Source organism: Intestinimonas sp. MSJ-38, assembly GCF_018917925.1.
GTDB lineage: Bacteria > Bacillota > Clostridia > Oscillospirales > Butyricicoccaceae > Pseudobutyricicoccus.
This window is the reverse complement of sequence record NZ_JAHLPO010000029.1, coordinates 1-20,091: the sequence shown is the minus strand read 5'-3', so window position 1 is coordinate 20,091 and position 20,091 is coordinate 1. Positions and strand designations below refer to the sequence as shown.

22 protein-coding genes and 1 riboswitch are annotated in these 20,091 nt (G+C 57.5%); of the genes, 20 read left to right on the top strand and 2 right to left on the bottom strand.

Features of this window, described 5'->3' with window-relative positions; all coding sequences use genetic code 11:
• The first annotated feature begins 10 nt into the window (after positions 1-10).
• Complete coding sequence (gene grdC, locus KQI26_RS13505; protein ID WP_118747017.1) at positions 11-1,555, top strand: glycine/sarcosine/betaine reductase complex component C subunit beta; 1,545 nt, start codon at positions 11-13, stop codon at positions 1,553-1,555.
• Positions 1,556-1,568: 13 nt separating this feature from the next.
• Complete coding sequence (grdD, locus tag KQI26_RS13500) at positions 1,569-2,726, top strand: glycine/sarcosine/betaine reductase complex component C subunit alpha (protein WP_118426737.1); 1,158 nt, start codon at positions 1,569-1,571, stop codon at positions 2,724-2,726.
• 267 nt (positions 2,727-2,993) lie between these two features.
• Here the strand turns inward: grdD and KQI26_RS13495 are convergent, their stop codons facing one another.
• The gene (locus KQI26_RS13495) at positions 2,994-3,890 is read right to left on the bottom strand and encodes an RluA family pseudouridine synthase (protein WP_216504812.1); all 897 of its coding nucleotides are present in this window, start codon (positions 3,888-3,890) and stop codon (positions 2,994-2,996) included.
• A gap of 174 nt (positions 3,891-4,064) precedes the next feature.
• Positions 4,065-4,231: riboswitch (Lysine riboswitch) on the top strand.
• A 93-nt stretch (positions 4,232-4,324) separates the two neighbouring features.
• Here KQI26_RS13495 and KQI26_RS13490 point away from each other — a divergent pair.
• From KQI26_RS13490 to KQI26_RS13420, 16 genes are all read left to right on the top strand, one after another.
• Positions 4,325-5,704: an APC family permease gene (locus KQI26_RS13490; protein ID WP_371744178.1), complete on the top strand. Its 1,380-nt coding sequence runs from the start codon at positions 4,325-4,327 to the stop codon at positions 5,702-5,704.
• Between the two features lie 15 nt (positions 5,705-5,719).
• Entirely contained in the window at positions 5,720-7,330 is a 1,611-nt protein-coding gene (locus KQI26_RS13485) for an amidohydrolase (RefSeq protein ID WP_216504810.1), read from the top strand.
• Between the two features lie 109 nt (positions 7,331-7,439).
• Complete coding sequence (locus KQI26_RS13480; RefSeq protein ID WP_118426729.1) at positions 7,440-7,781, top strand: arsenate reductase family protein; 342 nt, start codon at positions 7,440-7,442, stop codon at positions 7,779-7,781.
• A 1-nt stretch (position 7,782) separates the two neighbouring features.
• Complete coding sequence (locus KQI26_RS13475; RefSeq protein ID WP_118426727.1) at positions 7,783-7,986, top strand: DUF896 domain-containing protein; 204 nt, start codon at positions 7,783-7,785, stop codon at positions 7,984-7,986.
• A gap of 8 nt (positions 7,987-7,994) precedes the next feature.
• A complete protein-coding gene (locus tag KQI26_RS13470) occupies positions 7,995-8,396 on the top strand; it encodes a DUF3592 domain-containing protein (RefSeq protein WP_216504809.1) in 402 nt (133 codons plus the stop codon).
• 17 nt (positions 8,397-8,413) lie between these two features.
• The gene (gene dcd / locus KQI26_RS13465) at positions 8,414-8,944 is read left to right on the top strand and encodes a dCTP deaminase (RefSeq protein ID WP_216504808.1); all 531 of its coding nucleotides are present in this window, start codon (positions 8,414-8,416) and stop codon (positions 8,942-8,944) included.
• 3 nt (positions 8,945-8,947) lie between these two features.
• Complete coding sequence (locus KQI26_RS13460) at positions 8,948-9,547, top strand: NUDIX domain-containing protein (protein ID WP_216504807.1); 600 nt, start codon at positions 8,948-8,950, stop codon at positions 9,545-9,547.
• Positions 9,544-10,263, top strand: a complete 720-nt coding sequence (locus tag KQI26_RS13455) for an alpha/beta hydrolase-fold protein (protein WP_216504806.1) — start codon at positions 9,544-9,546, stop codon at positions 10,261-10,263. Before KQI26_RS13460 ends, KQI26_RS13455 begins: the two co-directional genes overlap by 4 nt.
• Positions 10,264-10,420: 157 nt before the next feature.
• Positions 10,421-10,693, top strand: coding sequence for a citrate lyase acyl carrier protein (gene citD / locus KQI26_RS13450; protein ID WP_118426717.1), 273 nt, complete (start codon positions 10,421-10,423; stop codon positions 10,691-10,693).
• Positions 10,690-11,562 carry a CoA ester lyase gene (locus KQI26_RS13445; RefSeq protein ID WP_118747009.1) on the top strand — a complete coding sequence of 291 codons (873 nt, stop codon included), beginning with the start codon at positions 10,690-10,692 and terminating at the stop codon, positions 11,560-11,562. Before citD ends, KQI26_RS13445 begins: the two co-directional genes overlap by 4 nt.
• A complete protein-coding gene (gene citF, locus KQI26_RS13440) occupies positions 11,555-12,964 on the top strand; it encodes a citrate lyase subunit alpha (protein WP_216504805.1) in 1,410 nt (469 codons plus the stop codon). Before KQI26_RS13445 ends, citF begins: the two co-directional genes overlap by 8 nt.
• Positions 12,965-13,045: 81 nt before the next feature.
• Positions 13,046-14,074 (top strand): [citrate (pro-3S)-lyase] ligase, encoded by a 1,029-nt coding sequence (citC, locus tag KQI26_RS13435; RefSeq protein ID WP_216504804.1) that lies wholly within the window; start codon positions 13,046-13,048, stop codon positions 14,072-14,074.
• Positions 14,071-15,462 carry a triphosphoribosyl-dephospho-CoA synthase CitG gene (gene citG / locus KQI26_RS13430; protein WP_216504803.1) on the top strand — a complete coding sequence of 464 codons (1,392 nt, stop codon included), beginning with the start codon at positions 14,071-14,073 and terminating at the stop codon, positions 15,460-15,462. The genes citC and citG overlap by 4 nt, the downstream gene beginning before the upstream one ends.
• A 70-nt stretch (positions 15,463-15,532) precedes the next feature.
• The gene (locus KQI26_RS13425) at positions 15,533-16,795 is read left to right on the top strand and encodes a serine dehydratase subunit alpha family protein (RefSeq protein ID WP_253292859.1); all 1,263 of its coding nucleotides are present in this window, start codon (positions 15,533-15,535) and stop codon (positions 16,793-16,795) included.
• Between the two features lie 206 nt (positions 16,796-17,001).
• A complete protein-coding gene (locus KQI26_RS15545) occupies positions 17,002-17,130 on the top strand; it encodes a hypothetical protein (RefSeq protein ID WP_256447891.1) in 129 nt (42 codons plus the stop codon).
• Between the two features lie 14 nt (positions 17,131-17,144).
• Positions 17,145-17,555 (top strand): HIRAN domain-containing protein, encoded by a 411-nt coding sequence (locus KQI26_RS13420; protein ID WP_216504802.1) that lies wholly within the window; start codon positions 17,145-17,147, stop codon positions 17,553-17,555.
• On the opposite strand, the gene KQI26_RS15825 is transcribed toward KQI26_RS13420, so the two are convergent.
• Positions 17,488-17,640 carry a CxxxxCH/CxxCH domain-containing protein gene (locus tag KQI26_RS15825; RefSeq protein ID WP_371744182.1) on the bottom strand — a complete coding sequence of 51 codons (153 nt, stop codon included), beginning with the start codon at positions 17,638-17,640 and terminating at the stop codon, positions 17,488-17,490. The genes KQI26_RS13420 and KQI26_RS15825 overlap by 68 nt on opposite strands.
• An 881-nt stretch (positions 17,641-18,521) precedes the next feature.
• On the opposite strand from KQI26_RS15825, the gene KQI26_RS13410 reads away from it, so the two are divergent.
• On the top strand, positions 18,522-18,974 hold the full coding sequence (locus KQI26_RS13410) for a hypothetical protein (RefSeq protein ID WP_147421410.1): 453 nt from the start codon (positions 18,522-18,524) through the stop codon (positions 18,972-18,974).
• A complete protein-coding gene (locus tag KQI26_RS13405) occupies positions 18,932-19,933 on the top strand; it encodes a YafY family protein (protein WP_118747003.1) in 1,002 nt (333 codons plus the stop codon). Before KQI26_RS13410 ends, KQI26_RS13405 begins: the two co-directional genes overlap by 43 nt.
• Positions 19,934-20,091: the final 158 nt, after the last annotated feature.

Here is a 20,091-nt window from a genome sequence, read left to right as displayed (position 1 = left end):
AGTGAACAAAATGAACAGCGTTATCAAAGGCGCGGGTTATGTCCTGGTGCACACCCCTGACATGGTGCTCCACGCCGGCACCACCCAGACCACTGAGAAGATCGTCAACCCTGATTCGGAGTATCTGAAGGAGCTCCCCAACCACATTCGTTCCTATGAAGATGTGGTTGCCTACATGCCCAACCAGACTTACATCGGCAACATGACGCCGGAAGAGCTGGCCGAACATGAGCAGCCCTGGGTTGGTAAAAACATGGAAAATGCCCAGCGCTACGGCAAGTTCGGTGAGATCATGCCTCAGGACGAGTTCCTGGTTCTGATGCAGGTCTGCGACGTGTTCGAGCTGGTATATCTGGATAAAGCTTTCGTCAGCGCCACAAAGGACAAGCTGGCTGCTGACCCTGTGATCGGCGAAGATATCATGGCCAAGGTGGCTGAGGGTATCGACGGCGCCGAGATCAAGCGCCTGGTGGACGAGGAGCATGCTGAGCCTCTGTACCACATGGGCAACCTGGTGGGCTGCGTCAAGCGCGCTCACGATGTGGATGTGAACCTGTCCGCTCATGTTATGTTCGAGAACATCGCCTGCAAGGCTTCCAGTGTTCTGGCTCTGCTCCACGCTGTGAAGGCTGCCGGCATCGACAAGGCCGATGTGGAATATGTCATCGACTGCGCCGAGGAAGCTTGCGGCGATATGAACCAGCGCGGCGGCGGCAACTTCGCTAAGGCTGCTGCTGAAGTGGCTGGCCTGGTCAACGCTTCCGGCTCTGACCTGCGCGGCTTCTGTGCTGCTCCGGCCCATGCCATGATCGAGGCTGCTTCTCTGGTCAAGGCTGGCTCCTACAAGACCGTGATCGTTACCGCTGGCGGCTGCACCGCTAAGCTGGGCATGAACGGCAAGGACCATGTGAAGAAGGGTCTGCCCGCTATCGAAGATGTGCTGGGCGGCTTCGCTGTGGTCATCAGCGCCAACGACGGCGTCAACCCCGAAATCAACCTGGATATGCTGGGCCGTCACTGCGTTGGCACTGGCTCCGCTCCCCAGAATGTTATCGGTTCCCTGGTTGCCGCTCCTCTGGCTAAGGGCGGCCTGAAGATCACCGATGTGGACAAGTTCTCCCCCGAGATGCAGAACCCCGACATCACAAAACCCGCTGGCGCTGGCGATGTGCCTCTGGCCAACTACAAGATGATCGGCGCTCTGGCTGTGAAGAACGGCGAGCTGGACAAGAAGGAACTGGCTTCCTTCCCTGCCAAGCACGGTCTGGTGGGCTGGGCTCCCACACAGGGCCACATCCCCTCCGGCGCTCCTTACATCGGCTTTGCCCGTGAGGACATCCTGGCTGGCAAGATCAACCGGGCTATGATCATCGGTAAGGGCTCTCTGTTCCTGGGCCGTATGACCAACCTGTTTGACGGTGTTTCCTTCACCATTCAGCCCAACAGCGGCGCCCAGGCGGAGGAAGGCGTTTCCGAAGAGAAGGTCAAGGGCCTGATCGCCAAGGCTATGAAGGAATTCGCTGAGACTCTGATGGCTGACGCTGACGCCGAATAAGAGGTGTTGAAACATGTCTAAGTTTATTGAAAAGACCATTGCCAATACCTTCATGGAGATCGCCCAGGGCCTGGAGACCGGCAGCTTCGGCAAGCGCCCCAAGGTAGCTCTCACCGGTATGGGCAGTGAGCATGGCGAAGAAAACGCCATGAAGGCCGCCCTGATGGCTGCCAAAGAGGGCATCGATGTGTATTACATCGGCTCTCTGGAAGCCGAAGGCGTCATCACTGTGAAAGTGGCTGACGACGAAGAAGGCCACAAGAAGATGGAAGAAATGCTGGCCAACAAGGAAGTGGACGCTGCTGTCACCATGCACTATCCGTTCCCCATCGGTGTTTCCACCGTGGGCCGGGTGGTGACCCCTGGTAAGGGCAAGGAGATGTTCATCGCCACCACCACCGGCACCTCTTCCACTGACCGTATCGAAGGCATGATCAAAAATGCCATCTACGGCATCATCGCCGCCAAGACCTGCGGCGTGAAGGAGCCCACTGTGGGCATCCTGAATGTGGACGGCGCCCGTCAGACCGAAGGTGCTCTGAAGACCCTGGCTGAAAATGGGTATGATATCCATTTTGCCGAGTCCTCCCGTGCCGACGGCGGCTGCGTCATGCGCGGCAACGATATGCTGGTAGGCTCTCCTGACATTATGGTCACAGACTCCCTCACCGGCAATATCATGGTGAAGATGCTCTCTTCCTACACCACCGGCGGCAGCTTTGAGGCCATGGGCTATGGCTATGGCCCGGGCATCGGCGAAGGCTATGACCGTCTGGTCATGATCGTCTCCCGTGCTTCCGGCGCTCCTGTGATCGCTGGCGCTATCAAGTATGCTGCTCAGCTGGTGCGGGGCAACATCTTCAAGGTTGCGGAAGAAGAGTTTGCTGCCGCCAACAAGGCTGGCCTGAAAAAGCTGCTGGAGGAGCGGAAAGCTGCTGCCAACAAGCAGGCCGCCCCGGCGGAAGAAGTTGTGGCTCCTCCCAAGGAAGTGGTCACCGGCGCCATCGCCGGCATCGAGATCATGGACCTGGAGGATGCGGTGAATGTTCTGTGGAAGAACAAGATCTATGCCGAAAGCGGCATGGGCTGCACCGGTCCTGTTGTCCTGGTTTCCGACGCCAACCTGGAGAAGTCCATCGCTCTGCTGAAAGAAGCTGGGTATGTGCAGTAAAAATTCCTCTTTCTGAGGATGAAAAAAGGGCTGACCGAAAGGTCAGCCCTTTGAGCGTGTCGAAAAAGTGGCTTAGGCCACTTTTTCGAGTTTTTGCAAGGGGCTGTATGCACGCCTTTGGCGCACACTTGCCCCTTGAGAAGTGCAAAAAGCCACGCACAGGTCGCGGCTTTTTGCGGATTGATAGGGGTAGGGCGGACGACCCTTTTCGTTATATAGGTTTTTCGACAGTCTGAAGGGCTGACCGAAAGGTCAGCCCTTTTTGTTTTATTTTGCATTTTGCAGCAGTTGGGAGAAGAAGGGAGGAAGGGGGCTTTCCACCTGGATGGTTTCACCGGTGATGGGCTGCCGCAGGCGGATGCAGCTGGAATGGAGAGCGTGTCCGGGGCAAGAAGGAGGCAGCTCGGTGCCATAGAGAAAGTCACCGGCCAGGGGATGGCCGATGTGGGACATGTGCAGACGGATCTGGTGGGTGCGGCCGGTTTCCAGCCACAGGCGGAGCAGCGCATAGGGGCCCCCTTCTTCCAGGGTTTCATAATGGGTCACCGCCGGGGCCCCTTCCGGAGAGATCACCCGGCGAAGCACACCGGGAATATCCAGAATGGGAGCATCCACTGTGCCCTCCGCAGGCCGCACGGCTCCACACACAAGGGCCTGATATTCCCGATGAAACTCCCCGGTGTGCAGCTGCCGGGAAAGGAGATGCTGGGCGTGGGGATGCTTGGCCACGGTGAGCAGGCCGGAGGTGTTTCGGTCCAATCGGTTGATTCCCCGAAAGACAAAGGGGATTCCCCGGTTTTCTTCCATCTCATAGGCCAGGAAATTGGCCAGACTGTCGGTGAAGTGGCCTTGAGAAGGGTGGACCGGCACTCCGGCAGGTTTGTCCAGTACCAGCAGATCGTTGTCCTCATAGCGGATGCACAAAGAACCGGGGACGGGGAGAATGTTCTGGGAGGAGTGGTTTTCTTCCATGCGGCACAAAAGCACTTGCCCTTCCCGGACTCGCTGGTTGGTGTAGGCCGGGGTGTTTTCCAGCAGAATGCCTCCGTTTTCTTTCATCCGCCGCACTTGGGAGGCAGAAAAACCCAGCACTCCTCGGAGTAAAGAGAGAATGGTGCGTCCTTCTTCTTCTTTTGTCACGGTATGAGAAATGTTTCGCGGCATGGCAGCGCTCCTTATGGGATGATGTTTCAGAAAAGCGGTTTTTTGAGTCGTTTTACAGAACGGTTCGGCTTCCGCTGTGTGTTCGGCAGGCACTATTATAGCACAAAAGGAAGAAAACTGTAAAAGTTTTGCTTTACAAATGGAGAAGGCCGTGGTATGATAAACGGGACAACAAAAGATGATAGAGGCGCGGTACGGATGAGTAACCGGGTGAGAAGGTATTCTGTGACCCCGGATGAAAGGCCAAACCGCCGAAACGGACGCCAGACATGGCGTTTGGTTGGGACTGGTGAGAAGATCACCAGGACTCCTGTCTTTGTGACAGAGGAGCTATCGATGTGTTTTCTTGCTGCTTGAGACTGCATCGGTAGATGCAGTCTTTTTTTGTTCCCTGTGGGCGGGAAGATCCGCAAAAAGGAAAGAGAGGAAACAAAGTGAGCAGTAAGAACCAAAACACCGCCGTCTCCAACGAAGGAAGCGGCTTCCGCCGGGAGATCGGCCTTTTCGGAGGCGTGAGCATCATCGGCGGAATCATGATCGGCTCGGGCATTTTCTACCTGGGCAGCTATGTGCTGCAGCGCAGCGGTATGAGCATGGGCCTGTCCCTCATCGTCTGGATTCTGGGCGGCCTGATCTCCCTGATGGGCGGATTGTGCTATGCCGAACTGGGCGCTTCCATGCCCAAGGCCGGCGGCAACTATGTGTACCTCAATGAGGCCTATCATCCCGCTGTGGGCTTTATGTGCGGCTTTTCCAGTTGGCTTCTGGGCGGCGCCGGGTCCATTGCGGCTATCGCCATCGCATTCCCCAAGGCCTTCTCCACTCTGGTGCCCATCAGCGATCTGACCGTCAAGCTGGTGGCCATCGGCCTGATCATCCTGCTGACCGCCATCAACTATGTGGGCGTCAAGCAGGGCAGTATCGTGCAGAACATCTTCATGGTGGCCAAAGTGGCTCCCATCCTGCTGATTCTGGTGCTGGGCATCTTTGCCGGAAAGCAGACCCCTGATCTCAGCCCCATTCCCGCATCGTCTCCCTCCATTGGTGGTATGATCGGCATGATCGCCTTTGCTATCGTGGCTTCTCTGTGGGCCTATGAAGGCTGGACCAACCTGAACATCGTCTCGGAAGAGATCCGCAACCCCAAAAAGAACCTGCCCCTGGCTTTGATCATCGCCATTGTGGGCTGCACCGTGCTCTTTACTCTGTTCAATTTCGCCGTGTATCGGGTGCTCCCCATCGACCAGATCACATCCATGATCGAAGGCGGGGACATCTACCTGGGCACCGAGGTGGCCAACACCGTGCTGGGCAGCGCCGGACAGATCGTTGTGGTCATCGCCATGGCCACCGCCATCTTCGGCTCCCTCAACGGCTGTATCCTGGTGTTCCCCCGGCAGTATTACGCCATGGCCAAGGACGGCTATTTCTTCAAGTCCTTTGCCAAGCTCCATCCCAAGCACAAGACTCCCGCGGCTTCCCTCATCGTGCAGGCCATCATCTCCATTGCTCTGGTGCTGGTGCGGGATCTGGATCAGCTGACAAACCTGGTTATTTTCTCCAGCATGCTCTTTAACACCCTGACCATCGGCGCTGTCTTCATCTTCCGCAAGAAGATGCCCGACCTGGAGCGGCCCTACAAGGCTTGGGGCTATCCGGTGACCGTGGTCATCACCCTTCTGATCTTTATCGGCCTGATGATCAACACCCTGGTGGAAGACCCTGTCACATCCATCATCGGTCTGGTCGTGCCCGCGCTGGGCTTTGTATGCTATCACTTCTTCCGCTGGTATAACAGCCGGCAGAGCGCCTGATGGGAGGTAAACAACATGAACACTGTCATTTATAACGCCAATGTGTATCTGGAGCGGGAGCGTTTTGCTCAGGCTCTGCTCATCGAAGACGGCACTATCAAGATGGTTGGCACCAACGAAGAGGTGCTGTCCGCCGCACCTCAGGACGCCAAGAAGATGGACGCCCAGGGTAAAACAGTGATCCCCGGCTTTGTGGACACCCATCAGCATCTGTACCATGTGGGCCAGAATCTGCTGCGAGTGGATTTGTTCGGCTGCCGCAGCCAGCAGGATGTGGTGGATGCCGGCCGGAAGTTCATCGAAGAGCACAAAGTACCCGCCGGTGAGCCGGTGGAGGGCTGGGGCTGGAATCAGGACTATTTCACTGATGGTCCTGCAATGCCCACCCGTCAGCTGTTGGATCAGGTGAGCACTGTTCATCCGGTGCTGTTCACCCGGGCCTGCGGCCATGTGATGGTTTGCAATACCCTGGCTTTGGAAAAGGCCGGTGTGTGGGAGGATCCTCCGGTGGTGGAGGGCGGCCAGTTCGACCTGGAAGCGGACGGTCATCCCAACGGCATCGTCCGGGAGAGCAGCGCCAAGGAGATCGTGAACCAGGCCATTCTGCCTGAAGAGAACGAAGAGAAGATGGAAGAGATCCTGGCCGCCGCCATGGAGTATGCCGCCAGTCACGGTCTGACCAGCGTGCAGACCAACGATGTGGCCGGAGAAAATTATGAAACCATGCTTCGGGTCTATGATAAGCTGCTCCATGAGAAGAAGAGCCTGCGGGTGTATATGCAGTGCTGCCTGATGGAGAAAGAGCTGTTCCAGCGATTCCTCAATGACGGTCACCGCACCGGTACCGGAGACGAGTGGCTGAAGATCGGGCCGCTGAAGCTGTTCACCGACGGCAGCTTGGGCGCTCGCACAGCCCTTATGCGTCAGGATTACGTCGATGAGCCGGGTACCCGGGGCATCAGCACTCTGTCCCAGGAGGATATGGACGGCCTGGTGGCACTGGCCGAGGAAAACAAGATGCAGGTGGCTGTTCACGCCATCGGCGACAAGGCCATCGAGATGTGCCTGGACAGCTACGCCAAGGTGCTGAAGGATGGGAAGAACCCCAACCGCCATGGCATTGTCCATTGCCAGATCACCGACCGGCCGCTGCTTCAGCGCTTTGCCGATCTGGATGTCCACGCTCTGGTGCAGCCCATTTTCCTCCGCTACGATATGCACATCTGCGCCGATCGTGTGGGCCAGGAACTGACCAATACCTCCTATGCCTTCCACACCATGAATGAGCTGGGTGTTCATGTGTCCTATGGCACCGACTCCCCAGTGGAAGACCTGGACCCCATTGCAAACCTCCACTGCGCCGTTTGCCGTCAGGATCTGAAGCATCAGCCCGTCGGCGGATGGATTCCGGCAGAAAAGGTGGACATTTATCAGGCGGTGGACGACTACACCATCAGCGGCGCCTACAATGCCTTTGAAGAGCAGACCAAGGGCCGTCTGGCCCCCGGTTATGTGGCCGACCTGGTGATGCTGGATCAGGATATTTTCCACATTCCCGAAGAGCAGATTCTGGACACCCATGTGACCCTGACCATGGTAGGGGGCAAGGTGGTCTATCAGAAATAACGACCGGACTTTTCTCCTGCAAATAGAGAACAGAACCGCCGCCCTCTTTACGAAGGCGGCGGTTTTATGCTACACTGGGATGGAATTCAGGAAAGAAGTGAGGCAAACCATGAATATACAGATTTTTGGCAAGAGCAAGTGCTTTGACACCAAAAAAGCCCAGCGCTATTTCAAAGAGCGGCGGGTGAAGTTTCAGGATATCGATGTGGCCCGCTACGGCATGAGCCAGGGAGAGCTGCGCAGCGTCAAAAGCGCGGTGGGAGGACTGAAACCACTGTTGGACGAAAAGAGCCGGGAATACGAAGAACTGCATATTGCCTACCTGGAGCGGATGGAGGACATCGAGCAGGCCCTGCTGGAAAACCCCGGGCTGTTCAAGACTCCCATTGTCCGCAACGGCAAAAAGGCGACAGTGGGCTATCAGCCCGATGTGTGGAAGGAGTGGGAATAAAATGGATGAGAGAAAAGTACAGCGGATCAATGAACTGACCCGCATCTCCCGGGAGCGGGAGCTGACAGAGGAAGAACAGCAGGAGCGCCAGGCTCTGCGGATGGAATATGTGGAGAGCGTGAAAAAGAACCTGGCAGCCCAGTTGAACAGCACCGTGGTTGTGGATGAAAAGGGTCACCGCCGCCCGCTGCGCCCGAAAAAATAGGTGGCAGAATGAAAGGGTTTGTGGGATTTTTTCTGCTGGGATGTTCCGCTTTGCTGCTGCTCATCTCTTTGATGGTGTGGCTTTTCTGGCGGCGCAACCGCCGGAGAGTACAGGCGGTGCAGGCCAAGGTGGTGGAAAATGTGCGCCGCCGGGATGCCCGGGGCCGTCCTCTCTATTTTCCCCTGTTGGAGTTTCAGTGGGAAGGGGAAAACAAGCGACTGGAATCGGCTTTTGGTACCAACTGGGAGCAGTTTCAGCCCTCGGAGCGGGTGTCTGCTTTCTATGACTCCCGCCATGACCGGATGGCTGTCAAGCCCCCGGTGGGGCCGGGCGTGTTGGCGCTGTGTTTGTTTGTGATCTCCCTCCTCTGTCTTGTGGGAGGAAGCATGATGCTGGCCGCCATGCTGTAAGGGAAAGGAGCAAAGAAATGATTCTCTCCGGCTTGGAGATCCAAAAGAAGATGGGGAAAGAGATCATCATCGATCCCTTTGATCCCCGGAAAGTCAATCCAAATAGTTATAATTTAACGCTTCATAACGAATTGTTGGTATATGACAACCAAGAGTTGGACATGAAGCGGGAAAACACCGCTCACCGGATCCGGATTCCGGAAGAGGGGCTGCTGCTCCAGCCGGGAAAGCTGTACTTGGGGCGGACGGCGGAATACACCCGCACAGAGGGATATGTGCCCATGCTGGAAGGCCGGTCTTCGGTGGGACGGCTGGGGCTTTTCATCCATGTGACAGCCGGATTCGGGGATGTGGGATTTGCCGGTTACTGGACTTTGGAGATCTTCTGCGTCCAACCTTTGCGGATCTATCCCAATGTGGAGATCTGTCAGATCTACTATCACACCCTGGAGGGGGATTATGTCCCTTATGGAGAGGGAAAATACCAGAACAACCGGGATATTCAGCCCAGTTTGCTCTTCCGGGATTTTGAAAAGAAGGGGTGGTAATCCATGGCTGAGGAGATGCTGACGGTGTACAATGACCAGATGGAACCGGTGGGAGTGGCTCCCCGTTCCCAGGCCCATGCCCAGGGCCTGCGCCATCTGGTGGCCCATTGCTGGGTGATCTCGCCCCGGGAGGATGGGGTATGGATCTGGTTTCAGAAAAGGGCAAAGGACAAGGCGGATTTCCCCGGGTATTATGACATCGCTGTAGGAGGGCATATCGCCCACAGAGAAGAGCCGGAAGAGGCCATCCTGCGGGAGATCCGGGAGGAGATCGGACTTTGTCTGCAAAAGGAAGACCTGATCGACCTGGGTCTTTGGCGGGAAGATCTGTGGGAAAAAGAAGAGACGCTGGACCGGGAAGCGGCCAGGGTCTTTTTGTATTTGTGCCCTCATCCGGTGTTTGCTCCAGGGGAAGAGGTGGAAGAGATGGCCGCCGCCCCTCTGGAGCAGTGGCAGCGCAAGGAGCTGGAAGACAGTGAGTGGGTGGAAGTGTTGCGGCAGGGGCAGCGGGAGCAGATCCGGGCCGACCGATGGTGTCGCCATCCGGAGGAATTCCCCCGGCTCATTCTGCCCTTTTTGCGGGAAAGGGGGCTGTGCTGGTGAAGTGGAAAAGCTTTATAGCCGCTGGGCGGCAGTGTGCAGCGGGCCTTCCCGACTTTGCGCCGGGGGAAAAGGGAAAGGCGGTATATCTCAGCGGCGGCGACAGCCTGAAAGACCGTCTGCCTCAGCTGGAACAGGCGCTGGAAGGGGAGATGGGAAAGACCTTGTTTCCCTTTGTGTTGATTGCAGTCACCCCAAAAAGCTGGGAGGAGGAGTTTTCCCCCTGGGCTGCTCCCGCCCTCAGCCGAAAGACTCCGGCCTTTACCGGCGGCGGGAGCGAGTATCTCCGGGATCTTGCGGGACCCATTCTGCAGGAGTGTGAAGAAAGATTGCCTTTGCTCCCTGGCCGGGAAAACCGGGCTTTGGCCGGGTACTCTCTGGCGGGACTGAGCACTCTCTATGCCCTTTATCAGACAGAAGCTTTCAGCGCCTTAGCCAGCGTTTCCGGTTCGCTGTGGTTTGAAGGGTTCCTGGACTATATGGAAAAAACGGTGCCGCGATGCAGGGACACCCGGGTCTATCTCTCTTTGGGCAACAAGGAGGAAAAGAGCCGCCATCCCTTGATGCGTCAGGTGGGAGACAATACCCGCCGGGCCATTGCAGTTTTGGAAGCGCAGCTCATCGCCCCTTGTACATTGGAATGGAACGAAGGGGGCCATTTTGATGGAGTCAGTGAACGGCTTTGCAAGGCCATCCGGTGGATGATGGAGAAAAAATAACCTTTTGTATACAAGTATACCGGTATGCTTGCGGGAAAATACCCTTTTGTCTCTTCTGGGAAGTTGTACCCGGCAAAAGGGAGGTGTATAATAAAATTTACGGGAACCCATCGGGACTTTTGTCCCCGGATAATAGAAGAAAGGTGTGATCGCGGAAATGGAGATCAAAAAAGCCGCTGTGGCCGGCACCATGGAATCCAGCGATGTCTATGTGGAAATCAAACCGGCATCGGATATCGCGGTGCAGATCGAATCGGTGGTAGCGCAGCAGTTCGGCGAGGAGATCGAGCGGGTAGTCCGGCAGGTGCTGGAGGAAAACGGCGTCAAGGGCGCCCATGTATCCCTCAATGACAAAGGCGCTGTGGAATGCGTCATCCGGGCCCGGGTGGAAACCGCCATCCGGCGTGGGGAAGGAGAGCGGGACCAGTGAGAAGAAGTATGATCTTTATGCCGGGCAACAACCCCGGTATGCTGCTCAATGCAGATATTCTGGGCGCGGACGCCGCCATTCTGGATCTGGAGGACGCCGTTTCTCCTGCGGAAAAAGACGCCGCCCGTATTTTGGTGCGCAACGCCATCAAAACTCTGAAATATAAGTGCGAAGTGTGCGTGCGCATCAATTCCATTGATACTACATTCTGGAAAGAGGACCTGGATGAGATCCTGCCTCTGCGTCCGGACCTGATCATGCCGCCCAAAATCAGCACAGCACAGGATGTGCTGGTGGTGGACGCCTACATGACCGAGCTGGAGAAGAAGCACGGTATGGAAGTGGGCACAGTCAAGCTCATTCCCTTGATCGAAACCGCTCTGGGTATCGAAAACGCCTATGCCATCGCCAGCAGCTGTCCCCGTGTGGCGGCCATGCTGCTGGGCGGCGAAGATCTGACCGCCGATCTCCAGTGCAAGCGCACCAAGGAAGGCAAGGAGATCTTCTACAGCCGCAGCCGTATGGTGGTGGCCGCCCGGGCCGCCGGGGTGGACTGCTATGATACCCCCTTCACCGATGTGAATGACGACGAGGGCCTGCGGGAGGATGCCGCCTTTGCCAAAGCACTGGGCTTCACCGGCAAATCCTCCATCTCTCCCCGCCATGTGGCCGATATCAACCGGATCTTCAGCCCCACCCAGGCCGATATTGAATACGCCCAGGAAGTGATGGAGACCATCCGGGTGGCCAAGGAGCAGGGCAAGGGCGTTGTGTCCCTGCGGGGCAAGATGATCGACGCGCCCATCGTCACACGGGCCCGTCAGGTTCTGGAAATGGCAAAAGCAATGGGGGTGCTCATCGATGAATAATTCCAAAGTGGTTTCCTCCATCAAGGAGGCAATCCAGCTGGCCGGGCTGAAAGACGGCATGACGATCTCCTTCCACCATCATCTGCGCAACGGTGATTATGTGCTCAACATGGTCATGGACGCTGTGGCCGATCTGGGGATCAAAGACCTGAATGTGAATGCGTCCTCTGTGTTCGACACCCATGAGCCCCTTATCGGGCACATCAAAAACCATGTGGTCACTGGTCTGGAAGCCGACTACATCGGCGGCGTGGTGGGCCGGGCCATCTCCCACGGCGTGCTGGATAAGCCGGTGACCTTCCGCTCCCATGGCGGACGCCCCAGCGACATCGAGCAGGGCCGCAGCCCCATTGATGTGGCCTTTGTGGCAGCGCCCACTTCCGACACCATGGGCAACTGCTCCGGCAAATACGGCAAATCGGCCTGCGGCAGCCTGGGCTATGCCTTTGCCGATGCCATGTATGCCAAAAAAGTGATCGTCATCACCGACAACCTGGTGCCCTATCCTTTGGCTGATTTCTCCATCAGCGAAACCTATGTGGATTATGTGGTGCAGGTGGAGAGCATCGGCAACCCGGCGGGCATCGTTTCGGGTACCACCAAGATCACCCGTGATCCGGTGGGCCTGGTGATGGCTCAGTATGCCGCCAAAGTCATCGAACATTCCGGCCTGCTGAAAGACGGCATGAGCTTCCAGACCGGTGCCGGCGGTGCTTCTCTGGCCGCGGCCAAATACCTGAAGGACATCATGCTGGAAAAGGGCATCAAGGGCAGCTATGGCCTGGGCGGCATCACCAGTTATATGGTGGACATGCTCAACGCCGGCTGCTTTGAGGCGCTGCTGGATGTGCAGTGCTTTGATTTGGGCGCTGTGGAGAGCATCCGCACCAATCCCCGTCACCGGGAAGTCACCGCTTCCCACTATGCCAGCCCCTCGGTGCGCTCCAGCGCCGTGGACAGCCTGGATGTGGTCATCCTGGGCGCTACCCAGATCGACACCGACTTCAATGTGAATGTGCACACCGATTCCAACGGTTATATCATGGGCGGCAGCGGCGGCCACAGCGACACCGCCGCCGGGGCCAAGATGGCCATGATCATCGCCCCCCTCACCCGGGCCCGCCTGTCCATTGTGGTGGATCGGGTGCTCACCGTGTCCACCCCGGGCAGCACCATTGATGTGCTGGTGACCCAGCGTGGTATTGCCGTCAACCCCCGTCAGCAGGAGCTGAAGGAGCGGCTCGTCAAGGCCGGTCTGCCCATTGTGGAGATCCAGGACCTGAAGCGCATTGCCGAAGAGCTCACCGGCACTCCCAAGCCCATCCATCTGGGAGACAAAGTGGTGGCCAATGTGCTCTATCGGGACGGCAGTCTGCTGGACACCATCAAGAGCGTGGACTAACAGTAATCAAACAGAAAAAGCGCCCCATGGAAGCCATTCTTTCATGGGGCCCTTTCTATCGGAAAAAGGAGGACAAAGGCCGTGCAGGGTGATTTTTTGCAGGAGACCTATGAGGGCGGGCTGAAAGGTGTGGTGCGCCGCCGGGTGGAGGAATTTCTTTCCCGCCAGGGACTGCGCTATGACAAGGGCATCCAGTACACCGCAGTTCTGTATGATCGGCAGGGAGAGGTGGCTGCCACCGGTTCCCTGGAGAAAAATGTGCTCAAATGCATCGCGGTGGACGAAAAGTGGCGGGGCGAGGGCCTGACGGCCACCGTGGTTTCCACCTTGCGCTCCCAGGCGTTCCAGCAGAATCAGCAGCATTTGTTCCTCTTTACAAAGCCCCACAACAAGCAGATGTTTCTGGAGTTTGGCTTTTATGAGATCAGCCGCACCGAGGACATTCTGCTGATGGAAAACAAAAGGGACGGCATTGATTCCTTTGTGGCTTCTCTTGCCCGGGGCCAGGGGAGCCAGGGGGCGGTGGTGGCTAACTGCAACCCCTTTACCCTGGGACACCAGTATCTGATCGAGCAGGCGGCCAAAGCCTGTGACACCCTGCATCTTTTTGTCCTTTCAGAGGACGCCAGCCTGTTTCCCGCCGATGTGCGTATGGAGCTGGTGAAAAAAGGAACGGCCCACCTTCCCAATGTGCTGGTGCATCCCACTTCCGATTATCTCATTTCCTCAGCCACCTTCCCCACCTATTTCCTCAAGGAAGAGCAGATCGAAAAGGGGGCAGGGGGGCAGCTGGACCTGGTGGTCTTTGGCCAGCACTTTGCCCCGGCCCTGGACATCCGCTGCCGGTTTGTGGGCCAGGAGCCTTTCAGTCCCATCACTGCCCTGTATAACAAGCAGATGCAGGAGATCCTCCCCCGGTTTGGCATCCAGGTAGTGGAGATCCCCCGGAAGGAAGAAGGGGGAGCGGCCATCAGCGCATCCCGGGTGCGGGCTCTTCTGGTCGAAGGAAAACTGGATGAGGTGAGAGCCCTGGTGCCCGATACTACCTGGGAATTCCTCCAAAGCCCGGTGGGGCAGGACATTGCCCGGAAAGCGGGGGAGAGCCGGTGAACAAAGTCTGGACAGAAGGGCCACATCCCACTTTGGAGCAAGTGCTGCAAAGCCGGGAGGAGCGGGCCCAGCGTCAGAAAGAGTGGCTGAAAAGAGGGGGTACTTTGGTGGTGCTCACCCTGAATATGCCCGGCCCTTGCAAACGCTTCCCTCTGGGGGATTGGAGCGCCCGACAGGGAGCCAAGGCCCTGCGGCGGCAGCTTTCAGGCTGGGGATTTCCCTTGCTGGAAGAAAAGGAATACACCACTCCGGCGGGGATCGAGTATTTTCTCCGGGTGGAAGGGCAGCCGCGGAAGATCAAGGAAGCGGCCCTCTTTCTGGAAGAGCAAGAGCCTTTGGGCAGATTGTGGGATGCGGATGTGCTCTATGGAACGGGGGAGAAGGTTTCCCGGCAGGAGCTGGGCAGGGAGGAGCGGCAATGCCTGCTTTGCCCCCGGCCTGCAGCGGAGTGCGGCCGCAGCCGGGCTCACGGCCTTGACCAGGTGGTGGAAGAAGTCCACCGGCGAATGAAGCAGGCTCTAGCCTGGGAGATAGGGGCTTTTTGCGGCGCCTGTGCCCAGCGGGCGCTGCTTCATGAGGTGTGCTGTACCCCCAAGCCGGGGCTGGTGGATGGACAGAACAATGGCGCCCACCGGGATATGGACCGGTTTACCTTTTTGGACAGCGCCGCTGTGCTGGGAGACTATTTTGCCGCCTGCGCCCGGGAAGGGGCGCTGTTCCAGGGCTCACCGGAGGAGCTTTTGTTCCGCATCCGTCCTTTGGGGCTGCGGGCAGAAGAGCAGATGGCTCGGGTTACAAAAGGGGTCAACACCCACAAAGGAGCCATCTTTTCCCTGGGCATTCTGTGTGCCGGGGCCGGACGGCTGCTGGGAGAAGGAGTGGCGATCGACGAAGAGGCTTTGCTTTCCCTGGCAGGGCAGATCGCCCGTCCGGCCTTGAATGACTTGGAGAAACAGGGAGCGGACACCGCCGGGCGGCGTTTTTATCAACGAAGTGGTGTTCTGGGAGTGCGGGGCCAGGCGGCCCAAGGCTTTCCTCAGGTGCGGCAGTGGGGCCTTCCCCAGCTAACGAAGGCTTTGGGCCGGGGCTATAGCTGGAATGGGGCCTGCGCTCAGGCCCTTTGCGCTCTGATGGCCCACACGGAGGATACCAACCTGCTTCACCGGGGTGGGGAAGAAGGCCTGTATCTGGTGCAGCAGCAGGCCGCCGCTCTTTTGGAGCAATGCCAGGACGAGCAGGCGCTGGAAGAAGGATTGTTCCGGCTGGACAGTCTGTTTACTGAAAAAAATCTCAGTCCGGGCGGCAGTGCCGACCTGCTGGCCGTGACTTTGTTTGTGTATTTTATCGTAGCAGAGCGGGAATGTTTTGACATTGCCTTGGGGCTTTGATACAATTAAGTCTAGACACTGGACAAAAAACGGCTTTATGCCGGGGATCAAATGAATGAAGGGGATAATCATGCATAAGTACATTGAAGTGTTGCAAAAAGAAGTAGCACCTGCCCAAGGGTGTACCGAGCCCATCGCTGTGGCGTATGGCGTATCCATCGCCGCCGAGCAGCTGGAAGGGCCGGCCGAAAGCATTCAGCTGTATCTCAGCGGTAACATCGTCAAAAACGCCTTGGGGGTGGGCATTCCGGGCACAGGCCGTACCGGCATCGACATCGCGGCTCTTTTGGGCGCCGTCATCCGCCGGTCGGACAAGAAATTGGAGATCCTCAATGGAATGACAGAAGAGCAGCTTCAGCAGGCCGAAGCGCTGCTGGAGAAGAAGATCCTGAAGGTCTCCCTGAAAGAGGATACCACAGAGCGTCTGTACATCGAAGCGGTGGTGCAGGGCGGCGGACATACCGGCCGGTGCATCATCGTCAAATCCCACACCAATGTGGTGCTCATCGAGAAAGACGGCGTAGCTTCCCTGAAAAAAGAAGTGGCCGCCAGCGAAGAAGCAGACGACCATGTGGAGATGTCGGTAAAAGAAATCTATGAATTTGCCACAACCATCCCCTTTGAAGAAATTTCCTTCCTGCTGGAAGGAGCCAAGATGAACCGTGCTGTTTCCCAGGAAGGCCTGCGGGGCGATTATGGACTGCGGGTAGGCAAAGCCTTCAGTGGCGCGCTGGGCGGTCTGATGCAGCCTACTCTGGGCGGTGATATTGTGGCCGCTGCGGCTGCGGCTTCCGATGCCCGTATGGACGGTTGCCCCATGCCGGTGATGACCACCGGCGGCAGCGGCAACCAGGGTATTTCCTGCACAGTGGCCGCCACTGCTTTGGCGGAGAAGCTGGGCAAGAGCGATGAAGAATTGGCCCGGGCCCTGGCTCTCAGCGATTTGATCACCGTTCATATCAAGAGTTATATCGGCCGTCTGTCCCCCCTGTGTGGCAGCGGTATCGCCGGCGGCACCGGCTCCTGCTGCGCCATGATCTACCTCATGGGCGGCAAGCTGCCCCAGATCGAAAGAGGCATCCAGTCCATGCTGGCCAACCACATGGGCATGATCTGTGACGGCGCCAAGACCACCTGTGCTCTCAAGATCGCCACCGGCATCCAGTCGGCCGTGCTCTGTGCCACCCTGGCCATGCAGGACATCTCACCCACCGAAAAAGAGGGCATTGTGTGCAAGGATGTGGAAGAAACCATCCGGGGCGTGGGCCTGCTTTCCAACAAAGGTGTGCCTCAGCTGGACCCCACCATCCTCCAGGTGATGCTGAACAAATAAGAAATTAGTCTTTTGGGCCTCTGCCTTTTTGGCGGAGGCCTTTTTCTTTTCCAAAATAGGGGCTGGCGGAATCCATAAGAAGAGGGTATACTGGGGAGTGAAACAAGAGCAAGAGAAAGCCGTTGTCCGTTTTATGGGACAGAAAGCCTGCTATACTGAAAACAGTAAAAGAAACTGTTTTTTGCAGAAAAAGGAGGGCTTTCTCAATGGAATATACCATGGAATATAAAAACGGTCACATCGAAGTCTATGATTTCAGCGGACGGTTTCTCTTTTCCGCAGACAACATGGAGGAGGCCCGCTGGGATCTGCGGGAGATGGGCGTGGCCTGCTGAAAGGAGAGGTACCCGTGCTGGAAGGAATCTTGCTGGCCGTCATCGCCCTGCTGGCGCTGCTCCTTTGGCTGCGGGCCGGAAAAAGAAATAAGCAAAGCCCTGAAGGGCCAGAGCAGGAACAGGAGCGGGAAGAAGGCCCGCTGCTGGATGTTCTGGCGCTGCGGGGCTTTTCCTATATCCCGGGCGGAGAACATCTGGCGCTGTGGGAGGGAGAGGAGCTGATCCTCAAAAGGGAGCCGGACAATCCCTTTGATCCCAAAGCGGTGGCCGTTTTGCGGGAGAATGGACAGAGGATCGGCTATCTTCCCAGGGAATACAATGCCATTCCGGCAGTTTTGCTGGAGGAAGGCATTTTGCTCACCGGGCGGCTGCGGTTGGGAAATTACGGCAAAAAGGAGGTGGAGGTTCATTGGCCCAGGAATTGAAAGAAGAGCGGGTGTTGGTGCCCATCCAGGTGGGAGCAGAGGAAAGCCGCTGGCCGGTGCCGTCGCCTGGGGAGTGGCAGAAGATTTTGCAGAAAGCTCCCTGGTCTCCCGGAGAGATCCTCCGGTGGATCGCCCTAGAAGAGGGAGAAGCACAGGCTCAAGAGCAGTGGCTCCAGATGCTGCGCACCTATTCCTCCCAGCTACAAGAGGAGCGGGCGGCTTGGGAGCTGACACTGGATGTGGCGGAACGACTTTTCCCAGAAGAGGAAGAGCCGGTGGCCCGGGCCTTGCTGCAAGATCTGCCCTTGGCCCGGCAGGTAATGACCTCCTGTGCACCGGCAGAATTTTGTCTGCTTTTGCTGAAAGGCTGTGTATCCGCTGGAAGGGACGAGACCAGGATGCTGCTGGAAAGCTACCGTCAAAGCCCGCTGGCAGAACAACGGGAAAGCTGGCAGAGCCTGACGGAAAAACTGGCCGCCTGGGCCTTTGCGGAGGGCAAAGGGGGAAGGGTGCTGGAAGAGCTGCTGGCCCTTCTGCCCCAGGAGAGACGGCAGGCTCTGGGGGCGCTGGCCCGGAAACAGAAAAAGACCCCGGTGGAGCGGCGCTATCCCGTCCCACCTTACACCAGTCGGGTGGGAGAAGAGCTGATGCGCATGGTGATTCAGCGGCAGATGGACGGGCTGGGAAGGAAGCGGCCCCGGCGCTTTGGCGGGTTGTTTCTGGATCTGGTGCTGCTGCGTCCGCCCCGGCCAGCGGAGGGAGAAACTTTGCCCCTTTTGAATGAAGAAGGGGCCGATCTGGGAAGGCTTCCGTTGGACCGTCTGCCGGAGCACCAGCGCCGGATGGTGGACTGTATGCAAAAGCAGGGGGAAAAATTATTTGCTCTGCTGGATGGGGAGACCTCTCTCCCTTCGGCGGGACTTTGGTGCGCCGCACTCTATTGGAAAAGGAAAGGGGATGGAGAAAATGGATAAAGAACAGAAAACCATAACGGTGCAGGAGATCGGGGAAATCATCCGCCGGGATTTTTCCCGGAAATACCGCCGCTTTGCCTCCTTTCCTGGGTCGGGAAAGCTGTGGGATTCGCTGATGGAGACCGCAGAAAATGGAGAAATGCTGAGCCATTATCAGTTTTGCAACGATGTGATGGGAATCCCACCGGCCCGGGTGCATATGCGTCTGTGGGGAGAACAGCTGGGCCAGCTGAGCCGGGAGGAAAAGCAGGCCATGGGGGCATTCTGGGGCTTTGTTTTTAAGGAAGCCCTGGGCTATACCGGCCAGCAAAGCGTTTCCTGTGTGGAGGGCGGGTTGCGTACCGCCACCCGGTATACCCGGCTGGACAGACCGCCCCGCATCCAGTGGAAGGAGGATAAAGTATGGCCAAGCGTTCCGGACAAAAACTCAAGCTGCTCTATCTGATGAAAATCCTGCTGGAGCAAACCGATGAGGATCACGGGCTGACCATCGCCCAGTTGGCCCAGAAGCTGGAAGAATGGGGCGTCAGCGCCGAGCGGAAGAGCCTCTATGACGATCTGGAAACCCTGCAGGTTTATGGCCTGGATGTGATCTCCCCCCAGGGGCGGGGAAGCTATGGGGTAGGCTCCCGCCTGTTTGAGGTGGCCGAGCTGAAACTGCTGGTGGATGCCGTCCAGTCCTCCCGATTTATCACCGCCAAAAAATCCCGGGAGCTGATCGGCAAGGTGGAAAGCCTGGCCAGCGTGTATCAGGCCCAGACCCTCCAGCGTCAGGTCTATGTGGCAAACCGGATCAAGACCATGAATGAAAGCATTTATTATAATATTGATGCCTTGCATCAGGCCATCGCCCAAGGCAAACAGATCAGTTTTCGCTATTTCCAGTGGGCAGTGGGAGAGGCTGGAGAGGATACGGTGGCCCGCCGGTTCCGCCGGGAGGGAGAGCGGTACCAGGTCAGCCCCTGGGCCCTCACCTGGGACGATGAAAATTACTACCTGGTGGCCTATGACACGCCGGAGCAGAAGATCAAGCATTTCCGGGTGGACAAAATGGAGGGTATCCGCCTGGAACAAGAAAAGCGGGATGGTGCGGAGCAATTCCAGAAGTTCGATATGGCGGTTTATTCCCGTCAGGTGTTCGGAATGTATGGCGGGGAGGAAGCGCAGGTGCGGCTTCGGTTTGCCAATCACCTGGCCGGGGTGGTGGTGGACCGGTTCGGCAAGGATGTACCCATACGGCGGGACGGGGAAGATCATTTCACCGTGTGGCTTTCGGTGGCCGTCAGTCCCCAGTTTTTCTCCTGGGTGCTGGGCTTTGGGGAAGAAGCCCAGATCCTGGAGCCTCAGTGGGTATTAAAGCGGCTGAAAAGCCATCTGGAAAAGACCCTGGCACTTTATGAATAAAAAAAGACCTGTGCAGAGAGAGTTTGCTCTGCACAGGCCTCAGACTGTCGAAAAACCTATATAACGAAAAGGGTCGTCCGCCCTACCCCTATCAATCCGCAAAAAGCCGCGACCTGTGCGTGGCTTTTTGCACTTCTCAAGGGCGGGGCGCCCCGCTG

What these genes read in the sequence shown, in the direction of transcription:
- grdC (WP_118747017.1), top strand. Translation starts at nt 11, where the DNA reads ATGAACAGCGTTATCAAAGGCGCGGGTTATGTCCTGGTGCACACCCCT.
- grdD (WP_118426737.1), top strand. Translation starts at nt 1,569, where the DNA reads ATGTCTAAGTTTATTGAAAAGACCATTGCCAATACCTTCATGGAGATC.
- KQI26_RS13495 (WP_216504812.1), bottom strand. Translation starts at nt 3,890, where the DNA reads ATGCCGCGAAACATTTCTCATACCGTGACAAAAGAAGAAGAAGGACGC.
- KQI26_RS13485 (WP_216504810.1), top strand. Translation starts at nt 5,720, where the DNA reads ATGAACACTGTCATTTATAACGCCAATGTGTATCTGGAGCGGGAGCGT.
- KQI26_RS13480 (WP_118426729.1), top strand. Translation starts at nt 7,440, where the DNA reads ATGAATATACAGATTTTTGGCAAGAGCAAGTGCTTTGACACCAAAAAA.
- KQI26_RS13475 (WP_118426727.1), top strand. Translation starts at nt 7,783, where the DNA reads ATGGATGAGAGAAAAGTACAGCGGATCAATGAACTGACCCGCATCTCC.
- KQI26_RS13470 (WP_216504809.1), top strand. Translation starts at nt 7,995, where the DNA reads ATGAAAGGGTTTGTGGGATTTTTTCTGCTGGGATGTTCCGCTTTGCTG.
- dcd (WP_216504808.1), top strand. Translation starts at nt 8,414, where the DNA reads ATGATTCTCTCCGGCTTGGAGATCCAAAAGAAGATGGGGAAAGAGATC.
- KQI26_RS13460 (WP_216504807.1), top strand. Translation starts at nt 8,948, where the DNA reads ATGGCTGAGGAGATGCTGACGGTGTACAATGACCAGATGGAACCGGTG.
- citD (WP_118426717.1), top strand. Translation starts at nt 10,421, where the DNA reads ATGGAGATCAAAAAAGCCGCTGTGGCCGGCACCATGGAATCCAGCGAT.
- citF (WP_216504805.1), top strand. Translation starts at nt 11,555, where the DNA reads ATGAATAATTCCAAAGTGGTTTCCTCCATCAAGGAGGCAATCCAGCTG.
- KQI26_RS13425 (WP_253292859.1), top strand. Translation starts at nt 15,533, where the DNA reads ATGCATAAGTACATTGAAGTGTTGCAAAAAGAAGTAGCACCTGCCCAA.
- KQI26_RS15545 (WP_256447891.1), top strand. Translation starts at nt 17,002, where the DNA reads ATGGAATATACCATGGAATATAAAAACGGTCACATCGAAGTCTATGAT.
- KQI26_RS13410 (WP_147421410.1), top strand. Translation starts at nt 18,522, where the DNA reads ATGGATAAAGAACAGAAAACCATAACGGTGCAGGAGATCGGGGAAATC.
- KQI26_RS13405 (WP_118747003.1), top strand. Translation starts at nt 18,932, where the DNA reads ATGGCCAAGCGTTCCGGACAAAAACTCAAGCTGCTCTATCTGATGAAA.